Origin of the sequence: Pseudomonas sp. TH31, from assembly GCF_016650815.1 — a bacterium.
Lineage (GTDB): Bacteria > Pseudomonadota > Gammaproteobacteria > Pseudomonadales > Pseudomonadaceae > Aquipseudomonas.
The window spans coordinates 403305-424121 of sequence record NZ_JAEKEZ010000038.1; the positions used below are offsets into that span (position 1 = coordinate 403305).

The window sequence follows — 20817 nt, forward strand, 5'->3', positions numbered from 1 at the left end:
GTCAGGTAGTGGAGTAGTCAGCCCCGCATGGATGACAAACGGGTTATTCCAACACCGACCACATGTATGTTGATTGGCTATCTCACATTAAGGAGAGGGTTGCCATGTTTCTTTCTGCCCTGGAACTACGCAATATCATTGAAAGCAGTTTTTTACCGAAGCGCTGTCAATGCACGCTATCGCCTGACCTGTCGATGACCGTCAAGGTCTATGCCGACACACAAACCGATCAGCTCGATCTATTGGTGACCGGCATCAACGCCAGACGCTTGAATGGTTGTCGAGAAATCAACGACTTGATCGCCGAACTTCGTTCGGACATGCAGCACAGGGCGGCCGTTCAGCCTCTGCATCTGGACCGCAAAGCGTTTTAACCCGCGGTTTCAAGTTCTACCGAGACGCGCCGGGTCTGGAAAAACCCCAGGCCCAGCGCCAGTTCGACCCCGACCGCCAGCATAATGCCCGGCCCGGCATGGCCATTCAGCCATTCGACGAACCCCAGCGTCGCCAACCCCCAGCAGCCCACCGTGAAGCCTGTGCTCAGTGCATGGCGGCTGACGGACGGCGCCTCGTTGCGAACCAGATAAAACATCACCCCCAGCGCGGCGAACAACACCGCACAGCGCCGCGCGACAAATCCCGCCGCCGACGAATACTCAATGCTCCAGATCGCCAGCAGCCGATCCGGCAGCAAACCCCATATCAATGCCAGCAAGACACACAGCGCGGCGGTGAACGTCGACAACGTACGAAACGATAACTGCATGGCGAATCCTTGCGGCAGTGAGGGAGGCGACCAAAGCATAGCGCCAGAACCCTCACAGGCAAACCGCAACGTGCCGAATCAGAGCCTTCTGTCAGTTTTGGAAACTGCAGGCGTCAGACAATTTCTTGTAGGTGATTTCTTCAGGCTTGCCGGAGGCACTATCGATGTACTTCATATCAGCCTTGATGACTTTGCAGTCCGACGTCGAGGGCTCCGTCATGGCAATGACCTTGCCCACATGCAGCGGCATGCCGTAGCGATAAGGCACGGCTTGAGTCGAGGACGTATCGGCGGCCTGGGCCAGACCGGCGAATGCGGAGCAGGCGAGGGCGGTGGTCATCAGCAAAGTGCGCATGTTCATGGGAAATCTCCAGTGCAGATGGAAAATCAGCCCGACGTGAAACACGACGAACCTGCCGCACTGGGCATCAGAAAGAGTCTGAGGGCGTGCGGTCCAGTACAGGGTTGGACCGCGGGGTTAAGCGATGGTTAACACGGTGGAGTGCCACCTGTCGTGAGGGGGTTTCTGACAGAGGTTTCATGTGGGGGGAGAAAATTCGCTCTGCGGACTTCCATGTCTTCGTAGTGCGTTGCAAAGGCGGCTGGGTGCAGGATGCCTTCGGGTGAGCCGAGTTGACGGTATCGGTTGACCAAGCCTGTACACAGTTAGCCTGCCGTCGCTTGGTCACGGTGTTGGCGGTAATTTACTAATCCTCGTGTGATCACGATGCCAACGCTAAATGCCTTTCTCGATCGCTATCGCTCAACCAGAAGCAGCGTTACCGAATCAAACCCAATGGTCATCGACACCGAGGCCAATCCCAAAGACATTCTCGAAACCGCTCTAAAGTGGACCCGTGCCGGCAGCAATTTGCTGGAAACGCTTTATTGCCACTGCTTCAAGGACGGCGATGTTCAGGACATTCCGCACATTACCCATGCGCTGTGTATGTTGATGCAGGATGGGTGTGTTGCTCGGCAGCGGATGTTGGGGCGGAAGGCGCCGGTCTGACGCTACATGGTAAGGAAGGGAGGCAGTCTTTATAGCTGCTTCCTACTCCATAGCAACTGCTGACTTGTAGGGTTGTTCGCGTTCTGGTCAGAAGATACATAAACCAGCCTTCAGCGACTTAGCTTGTCAGGAAAAAATGACAGTGGTGCGTGAGTCGCCTTCCAGGTTTTTGCGAATTCTTTAGCCTCTGCTATTTGTTCAGGCGTCATCGTGTCGGAAATTTTTTGAAGTTTTCTTTCTGCCAAGTCCAGAATCCCACCACCACCGTCCAGTTCTCTTAGCGAATATATAAGCGCGTAACCTTTAATAATGTCGAATGGGAAACCGTATGTATCCGGTTGATGGGCAAGGTCTGACCCATAACCGTAAACGGTGGACGCATAGCCCGCCAAAGCTGCTTGTTCATTCCAATGCCGAAAGCCTTCGATATCGCCCTTTTCAAATAGGATAGCGGCATATTCCATCATAGATTTTGGATAACCGCTTTCGGCGGATGCCTTAAAGCATTTCTCTATAGCTTTAGCACGCCTCCATGGTAGGAAAAAGCCTTCACCTTCCTGATAACCTATCCCCATCCAATATTGAGCCAGTGCGTTACCCGCTACGGCTGATTTTTCAAGCCATTCTTCGTCAAAAGTAAGCTCGTACATGACATACATGGCCTCTGCGTCACCCTGGATCGCTTTCGGCATGGCCATATGTTTAGCTTGGTTTAACCATTCAATGGGTGGTTTTTGATCGGGAGGGCAGTCGTTTGAAAACGTGCAAAAATCCTTTTTACTGCGCCCTAACTGGATCATTGCATATAGATCACCCTGAGCCGCCGACGCTTCGTACCATTTTCGCGCCTCAGGATTCATATAATGTTTTTTCCTCCTGAGCGATTCGCCGAGATAATACTGAGCTTCATGATCTCCGGCTTCTGCAGCAATCCTGAGGAATGGGGCCGCTGAAATGGCTTTATATTGATTGTAGAGGATTATTCCTCTGGTCTTTGCTGCTTCTTGTTCTGTAGTGAGTTCGGCGAAGGCAGTATTTGCAAGCGCTGCAAACAGCAATGCACAAGCCGTTATTGCATTTTTAATTGAAATCAATGGCTCAGTTTTTCCGGGAAGAACGACAGAGGTGGATGTGTTTCTTTCCAAGATTCGGCGACTTTCTTCGCTTCGGCAATCTGTTCAGAAGTTATTTTTGAAGAGATTTTTTGCAGTTGGTCTTTTACATCAGCCTGCATGCCTCCGCCACCATCCAATTCTTTCAGCATGTAGATTAATGCGTAGCCTTTTACAGCGTCGAGAGGATATCCATATAAGTCTGGTTCGTGAGCCAAGTCCGAACCGTATTCAAATATTGTAGAAACATAACCGGTAAGGGCGGATTTTTCGTTCCATTTGCGGTAGCCGTCCATGTCATTTTTTTCGCCGAGAAATATTGCATACTCCCTCATTCCTTTTGGATATCCTCCCTCCGCAGATGCTTTAAACCACTTTTCAATAGACTCTTGACGCTGCCACGGCAGGAAAAAACCTTCCCCTTGTTTTTCCGTTATGCCCATCCAGTATTGTGCTATTGGATGCCCAGCATCAGCCGCTCTTTTCAGCCAATTTTTATCTACAGTCAATTCGTACATTATATACATTGACTCTGCGTCACCATTTTCCGCTTTTGGCTTGGCAATGTTTTGCGCTTGTTTTAACCACTCAATAGGTTGTTTTTGATCAGAGGGGCAGTCGTTAGAAATTTGACAGAGATCCTTTTCACTCCGCCCAAGCTGAATCATGGCATATAAATCACCTTGAGCAGCTGACGCCTCGTACCATTTACGTGCTTCAGGATTCATGTAGTGGTTTTTCCTCCTGAGCGATTCGCCTAGATAATACTGAGCTTCATGATCTCCGGCTTCTGCAGCAATACTGAGGAATGGGGTCGCTGAAATGGCTTTATATTGGTTGTAGAGGATTATTCCTCTGGTCTTTGCTGATTCTTGTGTTGTAGTAAGTTCGGCGAAGGCAGTATTTGCAAGCGCTGCAAACAGCAATGCACAAGCCGTTATTGCATTTTTAATTGAAATCAATGGCTCAGTTTTTCCGGGAAGAACGAAAGAGGTGGATGCGTAAGCTTCCATTTTTTCGCAAACTCATTCGCTTTTGAAATTTGCTCAGGCGTCATTTTTTCTTCTATCTCCGGCAGCTTAACTTCAAGGTAATCCCGAGCGCTGCCGCCACCATCAAGCTCCTTCAGAAGCGACACCAATCCGTAACCTTTTACCAAATCCAAAGGGTAACCGACCTTATCGGGAGTATGAGTCAAATAGGCGCCGTAGGTGCTTACAGCATTCTGGTCACCAGTTTTTGCTGCCTCCTCCAGCCAATGACGAACTCCCTCCATGTCACCTTCTTTATACAAGACCGCAACGTAAGCCATCATCGCTTTAGGGTAGCCACCCTCAGAAGAGGCTTTTAACCACTTGGTGATAGATTCTGAGCGTTTCCAGGGCAGCAAGAATACCCCGTTGCCTTCCTGCTCTCCGATTGCCATCCAGTATTGTGCGACAGCGTCGCCTGCATTTGCAGATTTTTCTAACCAGCCTTGGTCAATCGTAAGTTGATACATGATAAACATGGCTTCGGCATCGCCTTGCTCGGCTTTAGGCTTAGCTAAATGTTGTGCTTGGTTCAACCACTCAATAGGTTGTTTTTGATCAGAGGGGCAGTCGTTAGAAATTTGACAGAGATCCTTTTCACTCCGCCCAAGCTGAATCATGGCATATAAATCACCTTGAGCAGCTGACGCCTCGTACCATTTACGTGCTTCAGGATTCATGTAGTGGTTTTTCCTCCTGAGCGATTCGCCTAGATAATACTGAGCTTCATGATCTCCGGCTTCTGCAGCAATACTGAGGAATGGGGTCGCGGAAGTCGCTTTATATTGATTGTAGAGGGTTACTCCTCTTGTTTTTGCTGCTTCTTGTTCTGTAGTGAGTTCGGCGTACGCATCGTTTATTACTGCGATATAAAGCAGCGCTCTAATTAGTGTTTTTCGGATTGAAGTCAACGGCTTAGTTTTTCCGGAAAAAATGATAAAGGTGGGTGTGTAGCTTTCCATTTTTTCGCAAATTCAGTCGCTTCTGAAATTTGTTCAGGCTTCATCTTCGAGGCAATCTCTGGAAGAGTTTCATTTACGTAAACCTGAACGTCACCCCCTCCGTCAAGGTCTTTGAGTAGCGAAGTCAGCGCATAGCCTTTGACTAAATCTAATGGAAAATCGTAAAGCGAAGGAGAATGTGCCAAGTAGGCGCCGTAACTGCTGATGCCTGACTGATATCCAGCGTTAGCAGCTTCGGAAATCCAATGACGAGCTACCGCCAAATCGCCTTTGTCCTCAAATATAAACGCTGCATATTCCATCATCGCAGGAGGGTAACCTCCTTCTGCGGATAGTTTTAGCCAATTTCCAACTGCTTCATTCCGTTTCCACGGTAAGAAAAAACCGTCTCCTTGTCGAGTTCCGGTTGCCATCCAGTACTGAGCCAATGCGTATCCTGAGTTTGCAGATTTTTCTAACCATTCCTGTTTAAGTGTGAGTTCGTACATCAAATACATGGCTTCTGGGTTGCCGTGTTCTGCAGCGGGTGCAGTTAAATCAAGCGCGCTCTTCAACCATTGTGCTGGTGTGTTTTTGCTTTTTGGGCAGTTGTCCATCGCGGTGCACAGATCATTGCCACTTCGTCCGAGTTGTATCATCGCGTAAATGTTATTCTGGTTCGCGGCAGCTTCGTACCACTTCTGCGCGTCCTCGGTCATATATCTTTTGTTTTTACGAATTGCTTCCCCTAAATAATATTGAGACTCCTTATCATCTGCGTTCGCCGCAATTTGTAGAAAAGGAGTAGCAGAAATAGCTTTGTATTGATTGTAGAGTTCTAATCCTTTTATCTTAGCTTCTTTTTGTTGTTGGGTAAGCTGAGCTTCTACGGTCGCTGAAAATATCAGGGCTAGAAACCCGCACATCATAAAATTTATTAATTGCATTAGCTGCTCAGCATCTTCGGTCGGAAACCGAGGGAAGGCAGAGATTGTCACCAACCTTCCACTACTCGGTTTGATAAAGTCACTAGCGTCAATTATATTGAACTAGTTAGTGACGTGGCTTTATTAAGTGTCTAGAGATGAGTAAATTGCTCGCTCAATAACCAAGTTTGTCCGGATAAAATGAAAGTGGCGGATGAGAGTCTTTCCATTTTTTCGCAAATTCCGTAGCTTCGTCAATTTGTTCGGCGGTCATTTTTGCCGCTATTTTAGGTAACTTGTCATTGACGTTAGCGTCCATGCCGCCCCCGCCGTCCAACTCTTTCAGTAGGTAAATCAAAGCGTAGCCTTTTACTACATCGTATGGAAAACCATAGGTATCAGGTTCGTGGGCAAGATCTGACCCATACCCATATACAGTAGTTGCATAACTAATTAGCGCGGCTTGTTCGTTCCAATGACGGAATCCTTCTACGTCACCTTTTTCAAAAAGGATAGCGGCGTACTCCATCATGCCTTTGGGATTTCCCCCTTCGGCAGATGCTCTTGCCCAGTGTTCAACGGCTTCTGTGCGTTTCCAAGGCAGTAGAAATGAACCTTCACCTTCCTTATATCGGGTCGCCAATAGCCACTGGCCAAGTGCGTAGCCAGAGGCAGCGGACTTCTCAAGCCATTCAAATTCAGAGGTCGCTAGATACACAACGTATGCTGCTTCCGCATCACCTTTGCTCGCTTTCGATGCTGCTAGTTCTCTAGCTTGTGTCAGCCATTCCTCGCGCGTTTTTTTACCAAGAGGGCAATTGTTCATCGTTGCACATAGGTCGTTCGCTGCTCGAGCAAGTCTGAGCATTGCGTAGAGATTACCTTGGGAGCCAGCAGCTTCAAGCCATTTTTCAGCTTCAGGTGTGATGTATTGGCTTTTCTGACGAAGCTCTTCGGCTAGATAGAATTGCGCCTCAGCATCGCCTGCTTCAGCGGCGATACGTAACGCTGATTCGGAGGGCTTGTATTGATTAAAAAGCATAACCCCACGATTTTTGGCCGTTTGCTCAAAAGCTGTAAGATTTGCCCAAACAGCAGATGAGAAGCTCAGTGCTACCAAAGCCAATACTCGAAGGCCTGTCATCAATATTTGGTACTCACCGTCTCGATACGCGATTGCAATAACATAAGTTGAAAAACCCGTCCGGATAGTCTCTTCGAGATTCTGCAGATAACGATCATATATTTAGAGTCCGAGCTTGTCAGGAAAAAACGATAGTGGAGGATGGGTGGCTTTCCATTGTTGGGCAAATTTTTTGGCTTCTTCGATTTGCTCAGCGCTCATTTTTGCTGCTATTTCAGGGAGAACTTCGTCCACATAAGGTTTGATGTTCCCTCCACCATCAAGCTCGGTCAAAAGAGATGTCAGCGCATATCCCTTAATCAAATCTAGCGGGAAATCGTAAAGTGACGGTGCGTGCGCTAAATAGGCACCGTAGCTGCTCACACCTGACTCATATCCTGATTTTGCTGCTTCCTCAATCCAGTGACGTGCAACGCTGAGATCTCCTCCGTTTTCATAAAGATATGCTGAGTATTCGAGCATTCCTTTTGGAAAACCACTCTCAGCGGAAGCTTTCAACCAACGTCCGACGGCCTCTTGGCGCTGCCATGGTAAAAAAAATTTCTCTCCTTCCTTGTAACGGTTTGCCAGTAGCCACTGAGCTTGTGCGTAGCCAGCGTCGGCAGATTTTTCAAGCCAAACTAATTTCGTCGTCGCGAGATACATGATGTACATGGCTTCACCGTCGCCGGCGTTCGCTTTAGGTTCAGCTGTTTTCCATAAATACTCTAGCCATTCGCCTGGTTTCTTTGAACCTTTTGGGCAATTGTATATTGTACTGCAATGATCGTTTTTTGATGTTGCAAGTTGAAATATTGCGTAGTAATCACCTTGCGCCGCCGCTGCCTCATACCATTTTTGTGCATCTGCGGTGATGTGTTTTTTTGTTGGCGTAGCTCTTCTGCTAAGTAAAACTGAGCTTCTCTATCACCAGCTTCAGCCGCAATGCTGAGCGCAGGTGTCGCGACTTTGTATTGGTTGTAACGCTCCAGCCCCAAGCTTTTGGCTTGCTGCTGTAGAGGCGTTAGATTCGCAAAGGCATAGCAATTGATCATGATTAAAAAAGAAGCTGCTATTGCAGTATTTATCTTTACCGTATTTATGGGGCGCATCAACAGGCGCAATTGAGTGCTTGGATGCGCCTTTGAACCGGATTTCGAGCTCAACGTTATAGGCCTAGTTTTTCTGGATAGAAGGAAAGTGCAGGGTGTGTTGCTTTCCATTCTTTAGCAAAATTATCCGCCTCTTTAATTTGTTCGGGCGTCATCTTCTCAGCAATAAGAGGAAGCTTTCCTTCGACATAAACTTGGACGTTTCCACCTCCGTCTAACTCTTTAAGCAGCGATATCAATGCATATCCCTTTATAAGATCAACGGGGTATCCAACCTTGTCTGGAGTATGGGCAAAATAAGCGCCATAGCTACTTACAGCATCTTGATATCCAGTTTTAGCAGCAAGCTCAAGCCAATGACGAACGCCTTCCATGTCCCCACGCTCATACAAAATGGAAATATATTCGATCATTGCCTTTGGATATCCTCCTTCGGAAGACGCCTTCAGCCACTTTTCTTCTGCAGATTTACGATTCCAAGGTAGTAAGAAACTACCTTCCCCTTCAGAGTAGCGATTGGCCAGTAGCCACTGTGCGGGAGCGTAGCCTGCTTCTGCTGATTTTTCTAACCATGTTAGATCAGCTTTTGCGTTATACATTATTGCCATCGCTTCGGCATCGCCGTTCATCGCCCGAGGCTCTGCCGATTTTATCAATAACACTAACCAATCGGCAGGACTTCTAATTCCAGTAGGGCACTTATTTGCCGTCGCACATAGGTCTCCTTTAGCTGTGGCGAGCCGAAACATTGAGTAGTAGTCGCCTTGTGCAGCGGAGGCCTCGTACCACTTTTGAGCTTCGGTTGTCATTAGCTGTTTTTCTTTGTGTAGTTCTTCAGCTAAATAAAATTGTGCCTCTGCATCTCCAGCTTCAGCCGCAACGCGCAACTCCAGTTCCGAGTTTTTATGCTGGTTGAATAGCAAAATTCCTTTGGATTTTGCTACTTGCTCTTCTGTAGTAAGGTCGGCGTCTACATTGACTGACAAAAACATAGCAAACAACACCGTGACAAATGGTGTTTTCTTTCCATATCGAGGAAGAAAACTCTGTTTCCAGCTAAAGGCAAGATTCAGCACGTGGAAGCTCCCTGGCGTGAGCGGTAGAATGCGATTTAGAATTCAATTTTTTCAGGGTAAAAAGATAGCGGGGGATGCTCGTTTTTCCACTTTTGTGCGAATTTATTAGCTTGTTCAATTTCTTCGGCTGTCATGTTTTTTGCTATTAGCGGCAACGTTTCTTCTACATCACTCTGAGCCGTTCCCCCGCCATCAAGCTCTTTCAAAAGCGAAATTAATGCGTAGCCTTTTATTGGGTCCATCGTGAAACCTAATGTATTAGGCTCGACAGCCAAAAAATAACCATAGTTGTAAACGCCTGCCTCATATCCCGTCAAAGCTGCTTGCTCTACCCAATACCGAGCTTGTTCTAAATCCACTTTTTCTCGGTATATACCAAAAAGTTGCATCATTGCCTTGGGGTTTCCATTTTTTGCCGATGCCAAGAACCATTGTTCAACTGATTTCTGTCGTTTCCAAGGTAGCTGAGATCCTTCTCCTTGGCGTTCGCCAATCGCCATTCGATATTGTGCGACAGAACTTCCCGCGTGAGCAGATTGTTCTAGCAGTTTTCGGTCGGCAGTTAGTTCGTATAATATATATAACGACTCAGCATCTCCTTGATCCGCTTTTTCTTTCGCGACGGCTTCCGCTTTTGCCAACCATTCTTTTGGTGTCTTTTTCCCTTTAGGGCAGTTGTTCATGGCCTCACACAGGTTGCTGTTGCTTCTGCCAAGTCGAATCATTGCATACAGATCATCTTGTTCCGCAGCAGCCTCATACCATTTTCGGGCGTCTACTGTAATGTATTGTTTCTGCTGGCGTAATTCTTCTGCTAAATAAAACTGAGCTTCCTTGTCGCCAGTTTCTGCTGCGATAGTTAGTTCTGGTATGGCGATTTTGTATTGATTGTGTAGTATAAGGCCTTCATCTTTAGTCTCTCGTTGAGATTGTGAGAGTTGAGCGTGGGCATTGACTATGGACGTCGAAATCAACAGTGCACATACAAAAAATATTTTCACTAAAGTTACTGACCCAACTTGTCAGGAAAAAAAGATAGTGGTGGGTGTGAAGCTTTCCATTCAATAGCAAATTTTTCTGCTGCTTTGATCTGTTCAGGAGTCATATTTTCTGCAATTTCTGGAAGCAATTCTTCGACGTAAGCTTTAATATTTCCGCCGCCGTCCAGTTCCTTCAATAAGGAGGTAATAGCGTAGCCTTTGACTAGGTCTAGTTTAAAATCGAATAGTGCTGGAGCGTGGGCTAAATAAGCACCATAACTGCTCACGCCGCTTTTATATCCAAGTTTTGCGGCAGCTTCGATCCAATGGCGAGCGACTTCAAGATCACCATCATTTTCATGGAGATAGGCTGCATACTCCATCATTGCGCGCGGGTTGCCGCCCTCGGCAGACGCTTTAAACCAATGACCAACAGAATTATTACGCTTCCAGGGAAGTAAAAACCCTTCTCCTTGACGGTCTCCAATCGCCATCCAATATTGAGCAGTAGCGTTACCTGCATTCGCAGATTTCTCGAGCCAGTCACGATCCAAAGTCAACTCGTACATCAGATACATAGCTTCCGAATTGCCTTTTTCTGCCCCTGGCTTCGCTAGATTCAGTGCATTTTTCAACCACTGCGCAGGCGGCTTTTTCGCCGCGGGACAATTTTGCATTATTATGCAGATATCATCACCGCCACGCCCGAGTCGAATCATTGCGTAAAAATCGCCTTGTTCGGCGGCGGCTTCGTACCACCCCTGTGCATCAGCCGTCGTATATCTTTTGTTTTTCCTTAATGCTTCAGCCAGGTAATATTGAGCTTCAGCGTCTCCAGCCTCCGCCGCCATTGTTAAATGGGGGATTGCCGAAGTCGCCTTAAATTGGTTGTAAAGTACAATGCCTTGCGTTTTTGCGGTCTGTTGCTCAACAGTAAGCTCAGCGCCAAAACCTGAAAGAGGGGCGCTCATGAGGAGGGCGGTAAAAAAATACGCTCTCATAGTGTTAATTCTCATAGCTTGTCAGGGAAGAAGGATAGTGGGGGGTGAGAGTCTTTCCACTCCTTAGAAACTTTTTTTGCTTTTTCTATTTGCTCCGGACTCATTTTGTCGGAAATATTGGGAAGTACATAGTTCACATAGTCCGGCATTCCTCCGCCACCATCCAACTCAAGCAGTAGGTGAAGTAATGCATAAGATTTGATCGGGTCATAAGTGTATCCGAACTCGGATGATTCCTTTCCTATGTTCGATCCATATCCAAATATTGCCGTCGCGTAGCCAGTTTCTGCCGCTTTCTCGTTCCAAAATCTAAATCCTTGCAGGTCTTTTTTCTCCGCTAAAATTGCCCCGTATTCCAACATTCCTTGTGGGTAACCTCCTTCTGCGGATGATTTCATTAAACGTTCGACGACTTCTGCCCGACTGGATGGTAGTAGAAAAAAGCCTCGGCCTTCACGATAGCTGACCCCTAAAAAATATTGCGCAAATGCGTATCCTTTTTCAGCAGATTTTTCCAGCCATTTATCATCGCCAGTAACTATAAACATAAGATACATCGCTTCTGCGCTCCCTTTCGCAGCTTCGACGCCTGCAGTATCTATAGCCACTCTTCCCCATTCGCCAGGTTCTTTTCTACCTTTAGGACAGTTGCCCATAGCAACGCAGAGATCATTTTTCTCTCCCGCAAGTCTTATCATCGAGTATATATTGCCTTGGAGCGCCGATGCTTCATACGCGCTTAGTGCCTCAGGTGTCATATATTTTTTATTTTTGCGAATCGCTTCGCCGAGATAATATTGGGCCTCGTGATCGCCAGCATCTGCAGCAATTTTTAGCTGTGGTGTCGCGGATATAGCTTTGAACTGATTGTACAGTTCTATTCCCTTGTTTTTGGCTGTTAGCTGGTCTTGAGAAAGCTCTGCTTGCACATTAGTGCTAAAAAATACAATACAAAGCAAAAAGCTAAGGGCGGATTTCAATTTTTTTGATTTCAATTAGTGAGATCCTTAAGTGCCGATATATTTCATGGTGCTGAAAGGAAGGTAACTATTTTCATGGAGGTCGAGCTTGCAGGATCCATCAAGACGTTGCCCAAGTTTTTTGACATTATCCTTGTACATAGCTCTATCGATATCACCATCTTGCCGTGACAGACGTAATACGGCATTTGCCATGAAGATATCTAATTTGTGTTTGTTTTCGCAGTATGCTTGCCCATGATTTTTCTCTTTGGTGCCAAATTTGTTCATGGACTTACACGCGTCTTCGAATTGCTGTTGAGCCAAGAGCAATGTCCCGGTTTTTTGAGAGTTCGTTGTTATCCAGCTGATTATTCTATTGATGGCTCTTTGTTGCAGTAGACAAGCTTGATCTCGGCTGTATTCCTTTTTCACATCTTTAGAAGTGCCACCGCTATTGCTAATTGTAGTCACGTTGAAGCCTTTCGGATCCGATATCAGTGTCATAAGAATTGGTCCTAACGCCTCCGGTGTTGCTTCCACGAACCACTGTCTCAATTCATCTTGGTTTTCGTACTCAATGATGGTGTGGGCTATAGCTCCACCCTTACCAGCACTGGTCATCGCTTCATAGAGATTCATGATGGCATTTATACCCATCATGTAGACCATAGCGACATCAAGCCCAATTGCACCCAACGCATTCAAATTGGAAGCCTGCTCAGCCGCCTCCGGAGTAATCCAACTAATCGAAGCTCCCTTAGCCTTATACACCTCACGCCGATAGATATTAATAAGTTCGACAACAGCCTCATAACCCACCTCAAATTTGAAACCACCACTTGCACCCGGCCCGAGCACAACGGTTGCTTTCAAATTTAGGATGAATTTGCCCTTATCCAACGATATCTGAGCGTTGCCCTGCAAACCCGCGCCATACGCGGCGCCTGCGGAGCCACTGAGGTTGGCAAGCGTCAGCCATTGGCTGGCGCTAGTAGCCTCTTTGCTGTTGTTAACGCCGGTTGAGGGGGCTGAACGCAACGCAGCCAGAGCTTTTGGTGGCGCCCAGTTCAAGGCCCCCGTCAGTTCGATGCCTGCTTGTACACCCGCGAACAAATTGAAGTTGGCTTTCATGCCATTTTCAATTTGTACGTTGGCTGCTTTGCCCGTCATGACTTGGCCTGAGGATTTGGTCTCGACTTTAGTCATCTCGCCCTTGGATTTGTATTCAAGGTCTGGAGTAGGGCTGGTATCGCCATTGGCGGCTTTGGTTTTGATGGTTTCTTCGTGGGTCGCTCTTTCGGCCTTCGCTTCCGCATCTTCTCGTTGCACCGGTTTGACAGGGCTGAGTGTCGCCCCATATTTGGCGTTGCCGTTTATCGGGGACAGTTCAATGCTACCGGCGAGCATGAGCGACGCGCCGGCGTATCCCCATGCCCGGGCGCCGAAGTGGAAGGACATGCGGCCGAGGTTCAAGGTTTGAAGCTGAGGATTACCTTCAAGGTAGTAATCGATGGTTACGTCTTTGGCCTTCTCGCGCTCTGGCATGTCGACTTTCAGTAGTTCGACTTCACCGCGCGCCAGATCATAGCTCAGCGATGCGCTGACCGAGGTCTTGAAGCCCTCAGCGGCGGAAAAGGAGGGGCCTTCCGCCTTCACTTCGCCATGCAGTTTTTTCTGCGGCGGAGCCAGGCAGCGGACGAATTGAGCTTGCGGGCTATTGTCAAACAGCCTGACTTCGCCGCGAACGCTCTTTTTGAAGACGACCTGCTTGAGATGCTCGCCCCATTCCTTGCGCTTGCCGGCATCCTCAAGCTCAGTGACTTTGTAGCCACTGCTGTCCAGGAACTTGTAGAACTTGTCGACGTTAAACCAGCCTGTGGTGTCAAACCAATCGCCGACCTGGTCGCCGATTCTTAGCGCACCCTGGCTTTCCAGCCACTGCCCAAACACCTTCTGCGCGCTGTTTTTACTGGCACCGCCATCACCGTTCTTGGGAATACCTTCAATTTTTCCGACTTTTTTCGCCGCCTTTTCCATGTCTTCTTTTAGAAGTTTTGGCACCCCCGGATGTTTAGCAAACTGAGCCATCTTAGCGGCGTGCCGCTTGCGCTGAGTGTGCTGACCTCTCTAAGCGGAAAGCCATCCTTGACTAGGCGATCAATAGGTTGCGGCTCAAACTGTTCTGGTTCCCAGAGCAAGTGACGTCGAACAGTATCGGCAGCGACTTTTTGCTTGGCTTTTTCGTGCAAGCCTTGTTTTACGGTTTGTAACCGGTCCCACTCTGCGCGTTCGACGTCGACTAACCCGGCAGGTGCCTGGGCATTTTGGCCCGTCGCTTCGATCCAGTTTTTGTACTTTTCACGCAGCCGATTGTTGATCTCCGACTGCTGCTTTTCAGTGTCGAGGTACAACTTGAACTGTTCGATCCCGGTGGTGATGTCATCACCGCTGATCAGCGCGAACTCAGGCAAGGCAAGCCCGTATTCCGATACTTTGGCAATCGAATCGGTGTATTCGTGATAGGCGAACGACTTGGCTTCGCCGTGCTTCCAAGCCAGATAGGCGTAGGTATCACCTTCGCAGGTTTGGAGGCACTTCTGCAGTTCGTCACGCTTTTTCTTGTCTGTTTCCAGGAGCTTGGCGATATCTTCCTGCGCTTGTGGCGCAATTCCGCCCTCACTGATCAGTGCCTTGCGTTTTTCCAGGTAGTTTTGGACACGTGCGCGGGCTTCGATTGCCCCTGCAGAGAACAACGCCCCATTCTCATAGGTATTGCCTTTCTCTTTTGCAGCAGCGATGGCCAATTTCTTAAGCTCAAGATATTCACTACGTAACTTAATCAGTGCGCTGTAATCGTCGTGAATACGGTTTTGACCATCAATCTCTGACTGAAGTTGGTCGATGCGTGAGCGTTGAGTATCAGCTTTTGGCGCTTCGGCCTTTGGCGCCTCTTTTTCCTTTGCGAGTTTTACTTCTTTGCGGCTACGAAGGACCATTCCTGGGTCCATCTCGATATTAGGTTCCTGAGCTTCAATTTCCTCCATTCGCTGGCGCTGTTCGCCTTGGAGGAAAGTGCTGAGCTTTGGCTCAAGGAAATACTCCAGCAATCCGCTGTCGTCTAATCCCTTAATGCGCGCATCGCGGGACTTGCTCGGTGCAATCTGATTCTCCAGGGCGTGCATCGCCTCTTTCATCGAGGAGGCGGCGCGCTCGGGCAGTAGCCAAAACTCTTGCTCTTCAGTCGCATAAATTGCAGTGCCGAATGTATTGGAACAAGGCTTGGGGTGATCCTTGAGGCTCGTAGTGCACGCTTCTGTGAAGTCTTTTCTCTGCCCCAGATTTATGGGTGTTGGTCCGGGCGTTACCGCTGATTGATTGGTAGTTTCCATGGTGCTTCCGTTCTGTTATTGCGTCGGGTTCATTGGGGATTGGCGGATGCGATTTGCATCAGCTGTTCAACCTTGATGAACGACTCTTCCCTGGATTGCAGGATGGCCATGGCTTCTGGCCGGGTTTCAAGCAGCGGTCCTTCGACCACGGAGGCGAGCCTGAGCAAATGGTCACCTTCGTAGATGTTGTTTTTGAGCAAAAGGTCCAGGTTCTCGCTAATTTCATTGATTCGGTCGTCACCGGGCTTACCGAATGCTGCATATTGCTCATCGACCCAGTACAACCAACCCAGTCGCGCTTGAATCTTTGCGGCGTTGTCGGGGAGGTTGAACGCTGGCCCGTCTCCATGCCATTTCAGTTCAGTGTCAGCCGTCCACGAGAGCCAAGCGCCGCGCTCTTTGCCGAAGTGGCTGGGGGCAGGGCTGTAGACCGCTTGCCAAGGACCGAACAGTTGAATCGACGTGTCACCTGCGGTGTAGGCCAAAGCGGCCCAAAGGCTGGGCTTGTGATAGCTCAGCAGACTTTGGCCGCCGGAGCCGTCGTTGGCTTTCAGTAGCCAACGCGCATGCGCGAGGGCCTGACTGGCGTCCTCAGAGATAAGGGCAATTCCCGAGTGGTTTTCTTCGCACAGTCGCGTGGCTTCGGCTGCCAAGCGGCTACCCCAAGGCGCGGTCAGCCACAACGGTCCTTCGTTGGCGATCTCGGCAAACTCAGTGCTGCTGAACAAGGCTTGAGCATTCATCGGTTCGCCGACACGATAGAGGCGAGACATTGCCTCAGGCTGGCGTCCACGATCGATGATGAAACACAGGGCCTGACTGGACTGTTCCCTGGGCAGCGATTCGAAACCATAACGAGGCGCGGCCAGCAGGGTGTTCATGGCGGTTACATGCATGTGCAATCCTTACGGCTGCAAGCGCCGTTGCTCTGTTTACCGCACAACGGCGTAATGCCCGACTCATTGAGACGGCTCGGGAGAGGGGCCTTGCCTGCGACATCCGCATCGGCCACTTTCATCGGCCCCGGCAACAACGGCGCAGCCGGCGTACCCGACCCCGGCCCACCACCGGAGTTAACCTTGACCTGTGCACCACTGAGGGTGACACCGCCAGCATCAATCTTCACAAAGCTCCCACCAGCCTTCGCCGTAAGCTCCATGCCGCCCTCGACCACCACCTTTTCCCCGGCGTTGTAGTGAATCTCGGTCCCGGCCTCGACAAACTGCGCCGTTCCCACCTTCACATGCTGAGTCACTGCAACGGTCAGGTGATCATCCGCCCGCGCTTCAGTCTTGCGATCAAGGTGGGTGATGCGGTGTTCTTCAACCTTGAATTCGCTGTAGGTATTCGCCTCAACGGTGTCGTGCCGTTCGTTGCCGATGCGAATCTTCTGGTCATGCTCAATGTTTTCATCCCAGTCCCGCTGGGCGTGCAGATAAATCTGTTCCGCACCTTTCTTGTCTTCGATCCGAAACTCGTTGTAGCCCTGGCCGCCCGGTGAGCTGAGGGTCTTGAAGGTGCTGCGGGTCTTGTTTGCCGGCAGGTCGTAGGGGACGACGTTTTCCTTGTGGTACAGGCAGCCGGTGACCAGCGGTTGGTCCGGGTCGCCTTCCATGAACGACACCAGCACTTCCATGCCGACGCGTGGGATGGCAATGCCGCCGTAAGCATTGCCGGCCCAGCCGGTGGCGACGCGCAGCCAGCAGGTGCTGTTGTCGTCGGACTGGCCGTCGCGGTCCCAGTGGAACTGGACTTTGACGCGGCCATATTGGTCGGTGTGGATTTCTTCGCCCTTGGGGCCGGTGACGATGGCGGTCTGGCTGCCGAGGACTTTGGGTTTCGGGTGTTCGAGGGCGGGGCGGAAGTGCGCGTCCCACGGGGTGGCGAGGAAGCGGTTGCGGTAGCCCTGGTGGAAATCGGTTTTGTTGTCGGTGACGTCGCTGGTGGTGTTTTCGCCGAGCACTTGCGGCTGTTTGCCTTCGTGGACGACTTCCAGCAGCAGCCAGAGGTCGTTCCATTCGGCGCGCGGGTGTTCGTTCAGGGCCAGGAAGTGGCCGCTGACCAGGGTCGGTTCGTCGCTTTTGCCTTCGGCGAGTGTGTAGTCGCTGCGATGGCGCTCCAGCGCGCGGGTGGCCAGTTGCTTGCCGCGTTCGCGGTCGGTAAAGCGACCGGGGTAGTCGTAGTCTTCCAGGTCCGGGGCGAATTCGGTTTTGGCCGCGCCTTCGGGGAGGATCCGTGGTTTCTCGAAGTCGTAGTCGCGGCGGCTGACGCGGGTGGTGCGGGTTTCCAGGCGCAGGTTGAAGCGCTTGATCACGGTTTTTTCGGCGGCCATGCCGGAGTCTTGCTGGTAGCTCACGGGTGACAGTTTACGGAACACCGTCTGGTCATCGCCGAACACCAGCTTGTGGCTGCTGGCCGAGTGCTGGAAGTGGAAGTGAATGCCTTCTTCTTCGCACAGGCGCTGGATGAAATGCAGGTCGGATTCGTCGTACTGCACGCAGTAATCGCGCTCGGGGTAGATCGCGCCGAGCTGGAAGCTGTAGGCGTCGGCGAGGATGCCGCGGGCTTCGAGGACCTGGCCGATGATCTTCGGCACGGTCAGGTGCTGGAAGATTTGCTGGTCGTGGTTGTGTCGCAGGTAGGCGAGTTGCGGTACCAGGCTGACGCTGTAGCGGGTCAGCTTCTTGCCGGAGTCGCCTTGCTCGATGCGATAGACCAGACCGTGGATGATGCCTTTGCCGGTGGCGCCGAAGGTCAGGCAGCCAGGCTTGTGCAGCAGCTCTTCGAGTTTCAGGTCGGAGCGGGCGCTGACCAGTTCGATGTCGAAACAGAACGGCTGGTTGAGGGCTTCGCGACCGACGAAACTGAGCACTTGGAGGTCGGTAGAAGCACCTTCCAGCGTGAGGGAAATATGGGTTGCGTTCGCGTCCAGCATGCCTTGAATTCCGTCCTTTGAATAAGCTGGGGCGGATGGTGCAGGATTAACCGGCCTCGTTCAAGGCGCAAATGCCCCAGGCGCGGACTGCTTAGGGCATAGGGAAAACCCTTGAGTAGAGGGTTTCGGCCAATGAACACGGGGCGTTCATCAACATGTTGGCAGGTTAAGGGTTGCCCTGGACGATGCCGGCACTCAAGAACTAACAGTCATTTTCAGACTAAAGTCGCCTTCATCGCATAACAGCCTTCTGCCATCATCGCCAGTCACCCCGTGTGTTCACTTCACTCTGGCCCGTCACCGGTCCAGGGCGGAAGCTATTTTTTTGGCTTATTGCGCCATGCGCAAACGCTGCACTGTTGGAGCTTTTTTCATGCGTCCCCCATTTTCCCTCATCACCGCGCGCCAGTCATTGGGCTTCGGCGCTGTAGTCCTGTGCGCCGGTTTTTCCGGGCCGCCTCAGGCCAGCGGTTTTATCGACGACACCACCGCGAAAATTGAATCGCGCACGGTGTATTTCAACCGCGACTTTCGTGATGGGCACACCAGCAACGAGCAGGGCGCTTCGAAGCGTGACGAGTCGGCCCAAGGTTTCATTCTCGACCTGCAATCGGGTTACACCGAGGGCACGGTCGGTTTCGGGATCGATGCACTGGGCATGCTCGGGCTCAAGCTCGATTCCAGCACCGACAACAGCAACAGCGGCTTGCTGCCGTCCAGCGGTGAAAACCCGCGCGGTTCAAAAGATCAGTACGCCAAGCTCGGCCTGACTGCCAAAGTGCGGGTGTCCCAAAGCGTGTTGAAGTACGGTGCTTTGCTTCCGGACGTGCCGCTGCTGAAATACAACGACGGTCGGTTGCTGCCAACCCTGTTCAACGGCGCAATGCTCACCTCCAGAGAAGTGAAAGACCTGACCTTCATGGCGGCGCGCCTGGACAAGTACACTGCCCGTGATTCGACGGATGCCCAGGACATCCGCGTGCACTGCAAGAACAAGCGTTACGCCTGCAATGTCACCGCCGACCATTTCGACATGTACGGCTTCGACTACAAGCTTAACGAACGCCTGACCGCCCAGTATCACTACGCCGAGCTGGAAGACATCTACCGTCAGCACTTCATTGGTTTGCTGGCGAACCAGCCATTGGGCGACGGCGTGTTGAAGGCGGATCTGCGAGTGCTGAAAAGCGCCGACAGCGGTGCCGCCCGAGCGGGTTCCATCGACAATCGCGCTTTAAGCGGCATGTTGTCATATTCACTCAGCGGTCATACGTTCAGCGCCGGTTGGCAGCGTATGAATGGCGCCAACTCGATGCCCTATCTGGATGGCACCAATCCGTATCTGGTCAACTACGTACAGGTCAACGACTTCGCCGCCGCGCAAGAGCGTTCGTGGCAGTTGCGTTACGACTATGACTTCAAGGCAATCGGCCTCAACGGGCTGAGTTTCCTGACCCGCTATGTGAATGGTGATCACATCAAGGTGTTGGGCAGCGATCAGGACGGGAAGGAGTGGGAGCGCGACAGCGAGCTCAAGTACGTGGTGCAGGGCGGGACGTTCAAGGATGTGAGTTTGCGCTTGCGTAATGCAACGTACCGGACCAATTACGAGAAGTTTGCCTGGGATGTGGATGAGACTCGGTTGATTGTGAGTTACAACTTTTCGGTGTTGTGACGGGTAGGTCTTTGTAGGAGCTGCCGCAGGCTGCGATCTTTTGATTTTGGCTGTTAAAAGCAGGATCAAAAGATCGCAGCCTGCGGCAGCTCCTACGAGGGGCGTGTCCAGCTAGCGGCTGCTGATGCGGTAATGCTGCGGCGGTGTAGGCTTCGTGATTAAAGTCAATGCCAGAACCGACTCCAGAACCCTCGATTCAGGTCGTTCTTGCACCCGGCGTACTGCTGCGCATACATATCGGATCGGCCCTGAACCTTACCGGCCGTGGCTACCAGCCAGGCTTTGCTGGCGTAGGTTTTCTGACGATAGCCGCCCCAGCCTTCGTGGTAGTTGAGGTACTGCCCGAAGGCGTCGTATTTGTAGACGCCGTTGATCGATGCGGTTTTGTCCATGTACCAGCCGACAAAGTCGATGGCGTCATCGAAATCCTCGCGGTCGGCCCCACTTCTGCCGGTGCTTTTTCGATAGTCGGACCAGACCTCATCCTTGGCCTGGGCGTAGCCCGATGCCGTCGACACTCGGCCCCAGGGGATTATCCAGAGCAGGTATTTGCGCGGCGTCTTGGCGTCGTGACGGTAGCCGGACTCTTGATACATGATCGCGAAGGGCACCTGGATCGGCACGCCCCAGCGTTTTTGCGTGACTTGGGCGGCGTCGTACCAGTCGCTCTTTTCCCGGAAGATATCGCAGATATCGTTTGGGGAGCGGGGTGGCGAGGTGCTGCAACCGGCCAGCAATGCCATGAGTAACAAAAGTCCAGCCGTCTGCCTTGAGTT

At 50.8% G+C, this 20817-nt stretch carries 21 protein-coding genes; 3 read left to right on the forward strand and 18 right to left on the reverse strand.

Translation table 11 applies throughout. From position 1 onward, the window contains the following. Window positions 1-104: 104 nt before the first annotated feature. Complete coding sequence (locus JFV26_RS32280) at window positions 105-374, forward strand: DUF1652 domain-containing protein (RefSeq protein WP_201197573.1); 270 nt, start codon at window positions 105-107, stop codon at window positions 372-374. Here JFV26_RS32280 and JFV26_RS32285 read toward each other — a convergent pair. Together JFV26_RS32285 and JFV26_RS32290 are read right to left on the reverse strand one after the other, a co-directional pair. Then, window positions 371-766 carry a hypothetical protein gene (locus tag JFV26_RS32285; RefSeq protein WP_201197574.1) on the reverse strand — a complete coding sequence of 132 codons (396 nt, stop codon included), beginning with the start codon at window positions 764-766 and terminating at the stop codon, window positions 371-373. The genes JFV26_RS32280 and JFV26_RS32285 overlap by 4 nt on opposite strands. 91 nt (window positions 767-857) lie before the next feature. Next, window positions 858-1127, reverse strand: a complete 270-nt coding sequence (locus JFV26_RS32290) for a DUF2790 domain-containing protein (RefSeq protein ID WP_201197575.1) — start codon at window positions 1125-1127, stop codon at window positions 858-860. Between the two features lie 366 nt (window positions 1128-1493). Here JFV26_RS32290 and JFV26_RS32295 point away from each other — a divergent pair, with 366 nt between their 5' ends. Further along, the gene (locus tag JFV26_RS32295) at window positions 1494-1778 is read left to right on the forward strand and encodes a hypothetical protein (RefSeq protein ID WP_201197576.1); all 285 of its coding nucleotides are present in this window, start codon (window positions 1494-1496) and stop codon (window positions 1776-1778) included. A gap of 110 nt (window positions 1779-1888) precedes the next feature. Here JFV26_RS32295 and JFV26_RS32300 read toward each other — a convergent pair whose 3' ends face one another. From JFV26_RS32300 to JFV26_RS32360, 15 genes are all read right to left on the reverse strand, one after another. Then, window positions 1889-2869: a sel1 repeat family protein gene (locus tag JFV26_RS32300; protein WP_201197704.1), complete on the reverse strand. Its 981-nt coding sequence runs from the start codon at window positions 2867-2869 to the stop codon at window positions 1889-1891. Then, window positions 2869-3903 (reverse strand): tetratricopeptide repeat protein, encoded by a 1035-nt coding sequence (locus tag JFV26_RS32305; RefSeq protein ID WP_242487962.1) that lies wholly within the window; start codon window positions 3901-3903, stop codon window positions 2869-2871. The genes JFV26_RS32300 and JFV26_RS32305 overlap by 1 nt, the downstream gene beginning before the upstream one ends. Further along, window positions 3849-4883 (reverse strand): tetratricopeptide repeat protein, encoded by a 1035-nt coding sequence (locus JFV26_RS32310; protein WP_242487963.1) that lies wholly within the window; start codon window positions 4881-4883, stop codon window positions 3849-3851. The genes JFV26_RS32305 and JFV26_RS32310 overlap by 55 nt, the downstream gene beginning before the upstream one ends. Further along, window positions 4829-5809 carry a tetratricopeptide repeat protein gene (locus tag JFV26_RS32315; protein ID WP_201197707.1) on the reverse strand — a complete coding sequence of 327 codons (981 nt, stop codon included), beginning with the start codon at window positions 5807-5809 and terminating at the stop codon, window positions 4829-4831. The genes JFV26_RS32310 and JFV26_RS32315 overlap by 55 nt, the downstream gene beginning before the upstream one ends. Window positions 5810-5963: 154 nt before the next feature. Further along, entirely contained in the window at window positions 5964-6932 is a 969-nt protein-coding gene (locus tag JFV26_RS32320) for a tetratricopeptide repeat protein (RefSeq protein ID WP_201197708.1), read from the reverse strand. A 102-nt stretch (window positions 6933-7034) separates the two neighbouring features. Continuing rightward, window positions 7035-7586, reverse strand: a complete 552-nt coding sequence (locus JFV26_RS33975; protein WP_242487964.1) for a tetratricopeptide repeat protein — start codon at window positions 7584-7586, stop codon at window positions 7035-7037. 53 nt (window positions 7587-7639) lie between these two features. Then, window positions 7640-8077, reverse strand: coding sequence for a hypothetical protein (locus JFV26_RS33980; protein ID WP_242487965.1), 438 nt, complete (start codon window positions 8075-8077; stop codon window positions 7640-7642). 2 nt (window positions 8078-8079) lie between these two features. Further along, the gene (locus tag JFV26_RS32330) at window positions 8080-9099 is read right to left on the reverse strand and encodes a tetratricopeptide repeat protein (RefSeq protein WP_342215509.1); all 1020 of its coding nucleotides are present in this window, start codon (window positions 9097-9099) and stop codon (window positions 8080-8082) included. A gap of 35 nt (window positions 9100-9134) precedes the next feature. Then, window positions 9135-10100, reverse strand: a complete 966-nt coding sequence (locus JFV26_RS32335; RefSeq protein ID WP_201197577.1) for a sel1 repeat family protein — start codon at window positions 10098-10100, stop codon at window positions 9135-9137. A 5-nt stretch (window positions 10101-10105) separates the two neighbouring features. Then, a complete protein-coding gene (locus JFV26_RS32340; RefSeq protein WP_242487966.1) occupies window positions 10106-11050 on the reverse strand; it encodes a tetratricopeptide repeat protein in 945 nt (314 codons plus the stop codon). Between the two features lie 41 nt (window positions 11051-11091). After that, window positions 11092-12075, reverse strand: a complete 984-nt coding sequence (locus JFV26_RS32345; protein WP_201197579.1) for a tetratricopeptide repeat protein — start codon at window positions 12073-12075, stop codon at window positions 11092-11094. Window positions 12076-12087: 12 nt separating this feature from the next. Then, window positions 12088-14130 (reverse strand): hypothetical protein, encoded by a 2043-nt coding sequence (locus JFV26_RS33985; protein ID WP_242487967.1) that lies wholly within the window; start codon window positions 14128-14130, stop codon window positions 12088-12090. Further along, on the reverse strand, window positions 14088-15431 hold the full coding sequence (locus tag JFV26_RS33990; protein ID WP_242487968.1) for a hypothetical protein: 1344 nt from the start codon (window positions 15429-15431) through the stop codon (window positions 14088-14090). Before JFV26_RS33990 ends, JFV26_RS33985 begins: the two co-directional genes overlap by 43 nt. Before the next feature lie 29 nt (window positions 15432-15460). After that, window positions 15461-16327, reverse strand: coding sequence for a DUF4123 domain-containing protein (locus JFV26_RS32355; RefSeq protein ID WP_201197580.1), 867 nt, complete (start codon window positions 16325-16327; stop codon window positions 15461-15463). Beyond that, on the reverse strand, window positions 16318-18366 hold the full coding sequence (locus JFV26_RS32360) for a type VI secretion system Vgr family protein (protein WP_201197581.1): 2049 nt from the start codon (window positions 18364-18366) through the stop codon (window positions 16318-16320). Before JFV26_RS32360 ends, JFV26_RS32355 begins: the two co-directional genes overlap by 10 nt. Before the next feature lie 373 nt (window positions 18367-18739). On the opposite strand from JFV26_RS32360, the gene JFV26_RS32365 reads away from it, so the two are divergent. Then, entirely contained in the window at window positions 18740-20041 is a 1302-nt protein-coding gene (locus JFV26_RS32365) for an OprD family porin (protein ID WP_201197582.1), read from the forward strand. Between the two features lie 164 nt (window positions 20042-20205). Here the strand turns inward: JFV26_RS32365 and JFV26_RS32370 are convergent, their stop codons facing one another. After that, window positions 20206-20784 carry a transglycosylase SLT domain-containing protein gene (locus JFV26_RS32370; RefSeq protein WP_446739961.1) on the reverse strand — a complete coding sequence of 193 codons (579 nt, stop codon included), beginning with the start codon at window positions 20782-20784 and terminating at the stop codon, window positions 20206-20208. Window positions 20785-20817: the final 33 nt, after the last annotated feature.

Bases quoted from the DNA above. Each gene is read 5' to 3' on its own strand.
- JFV26_RS32355 (WP_201197580.1), bottom strand. From the start codon at position 16,327: ATGCATGTAACCGCCATGAACACCCTGCTGGCCGCGCCTCGTTATGGT.
- JFV26_RS32280 (WP_201197573.1), top strand. From the start codon at position 105: ATGTTTCTTTCTGCCCTGGAACTACGCAATATCATTGAAAGCAGTTTT.
- JFV26_RS33990 (WP_242487968.1), bottom strand. From the start codon at position 15,431: ATGGAAACTACCAATCAATCAGCGGTAACGCCCGGACCAACACCCATA.
- JFV26_RS32315 (WP_201197707.1), bottom strand. From the start codon at position 5,809: ATGCAATTAATAAATTTTATGATGTGCGGGTTTCTAGCCCTGATATTT.
- JFV26_RS32360 (WP_201197581.1), bottom strand. From the start codon at position 18,366: ATGCTGGACGCGAACGCAACCCATATTTCCCTCACGCTGGAAGGTGCT.
- JFV26_RS32305 (WP_242487962.1), bottom strand. From the start codon at position 3,903: ATGGAAGCTTACGCATCCACCTCTTTCGTTCTTCCCGGAAAAACTGAG.
- JFV26_RS33975 (WP_242487964.1), bottom strand. From the start codon at position 7,586: ATGTACATCATGTATCTCGCGACGACGAAATTAGTTTGGCTTGAAAAA.
- JFV26_RS32285 (WP_201197574.1), bottom strand. From the start codon at position 766: ATGCAGTTATCGTTTCGTACGTTGTCGACGTTCACCGCCGCGCTGTGT.
- JFV26_RS32295 (WP_201197576.1), top strand. From the start codon at position 1,494: ATGCCAACGCTAAATGCCTTTCTCGATCGCTATCGCTCAACCAGAAGC.
- JFV26_RS32290 (WP_201197575.1), bottom strand. From the start codon at position 1,127: ATGAACATGCGCACTTTGCTGATGACCACCGCCCTCGCCTGCTCCGCA.
- JFV26_RS32365 (WP_201197582.1), top strand. From the start codon at position 18,740: ATGCGTCCCCCATTTTCCCTCATCACCGCGCGCCAGTCATTGGGCTTC.
- JFV26_RS32340 (WP_242487966.1), bottom strand. From the start codon at position 11,050: ATGAGCGCCCCTCTTTCAGGTTTTGGCGCTGAGCTTACTGTTGAGCAA.
- JFV26_RS32320 (WP_201197708.1), bottom strand. From the start codon at position 6,932: ATGACAGGCCTTCGAGTATTGGCTTTGGTAGCACTGAGCTTCTCATCT.
- JFV26_RS32370 (WP_446739961.1), bottom strand. From the start codon at position 20,784: ATGGCATTGCTGGCCGGTTGCAGCACCTCGCCACCCCGCTCCCCAAAC.
- JFV26_RS32310 (WP_242487963.1), bottom strand. From the start codon at position 4,883: ATGGAAAGCTACACACCCACCTTTATCATTTTTTCCGGAAAAACTAAG.
- JFV26_RS33985 (WP_242487967.1), bottom strand. From the start codon at position 14,130: ATGGCTCAGTTTGCTAAACATCCGGGGGTGCCAAAACTTCTAAAAGAA.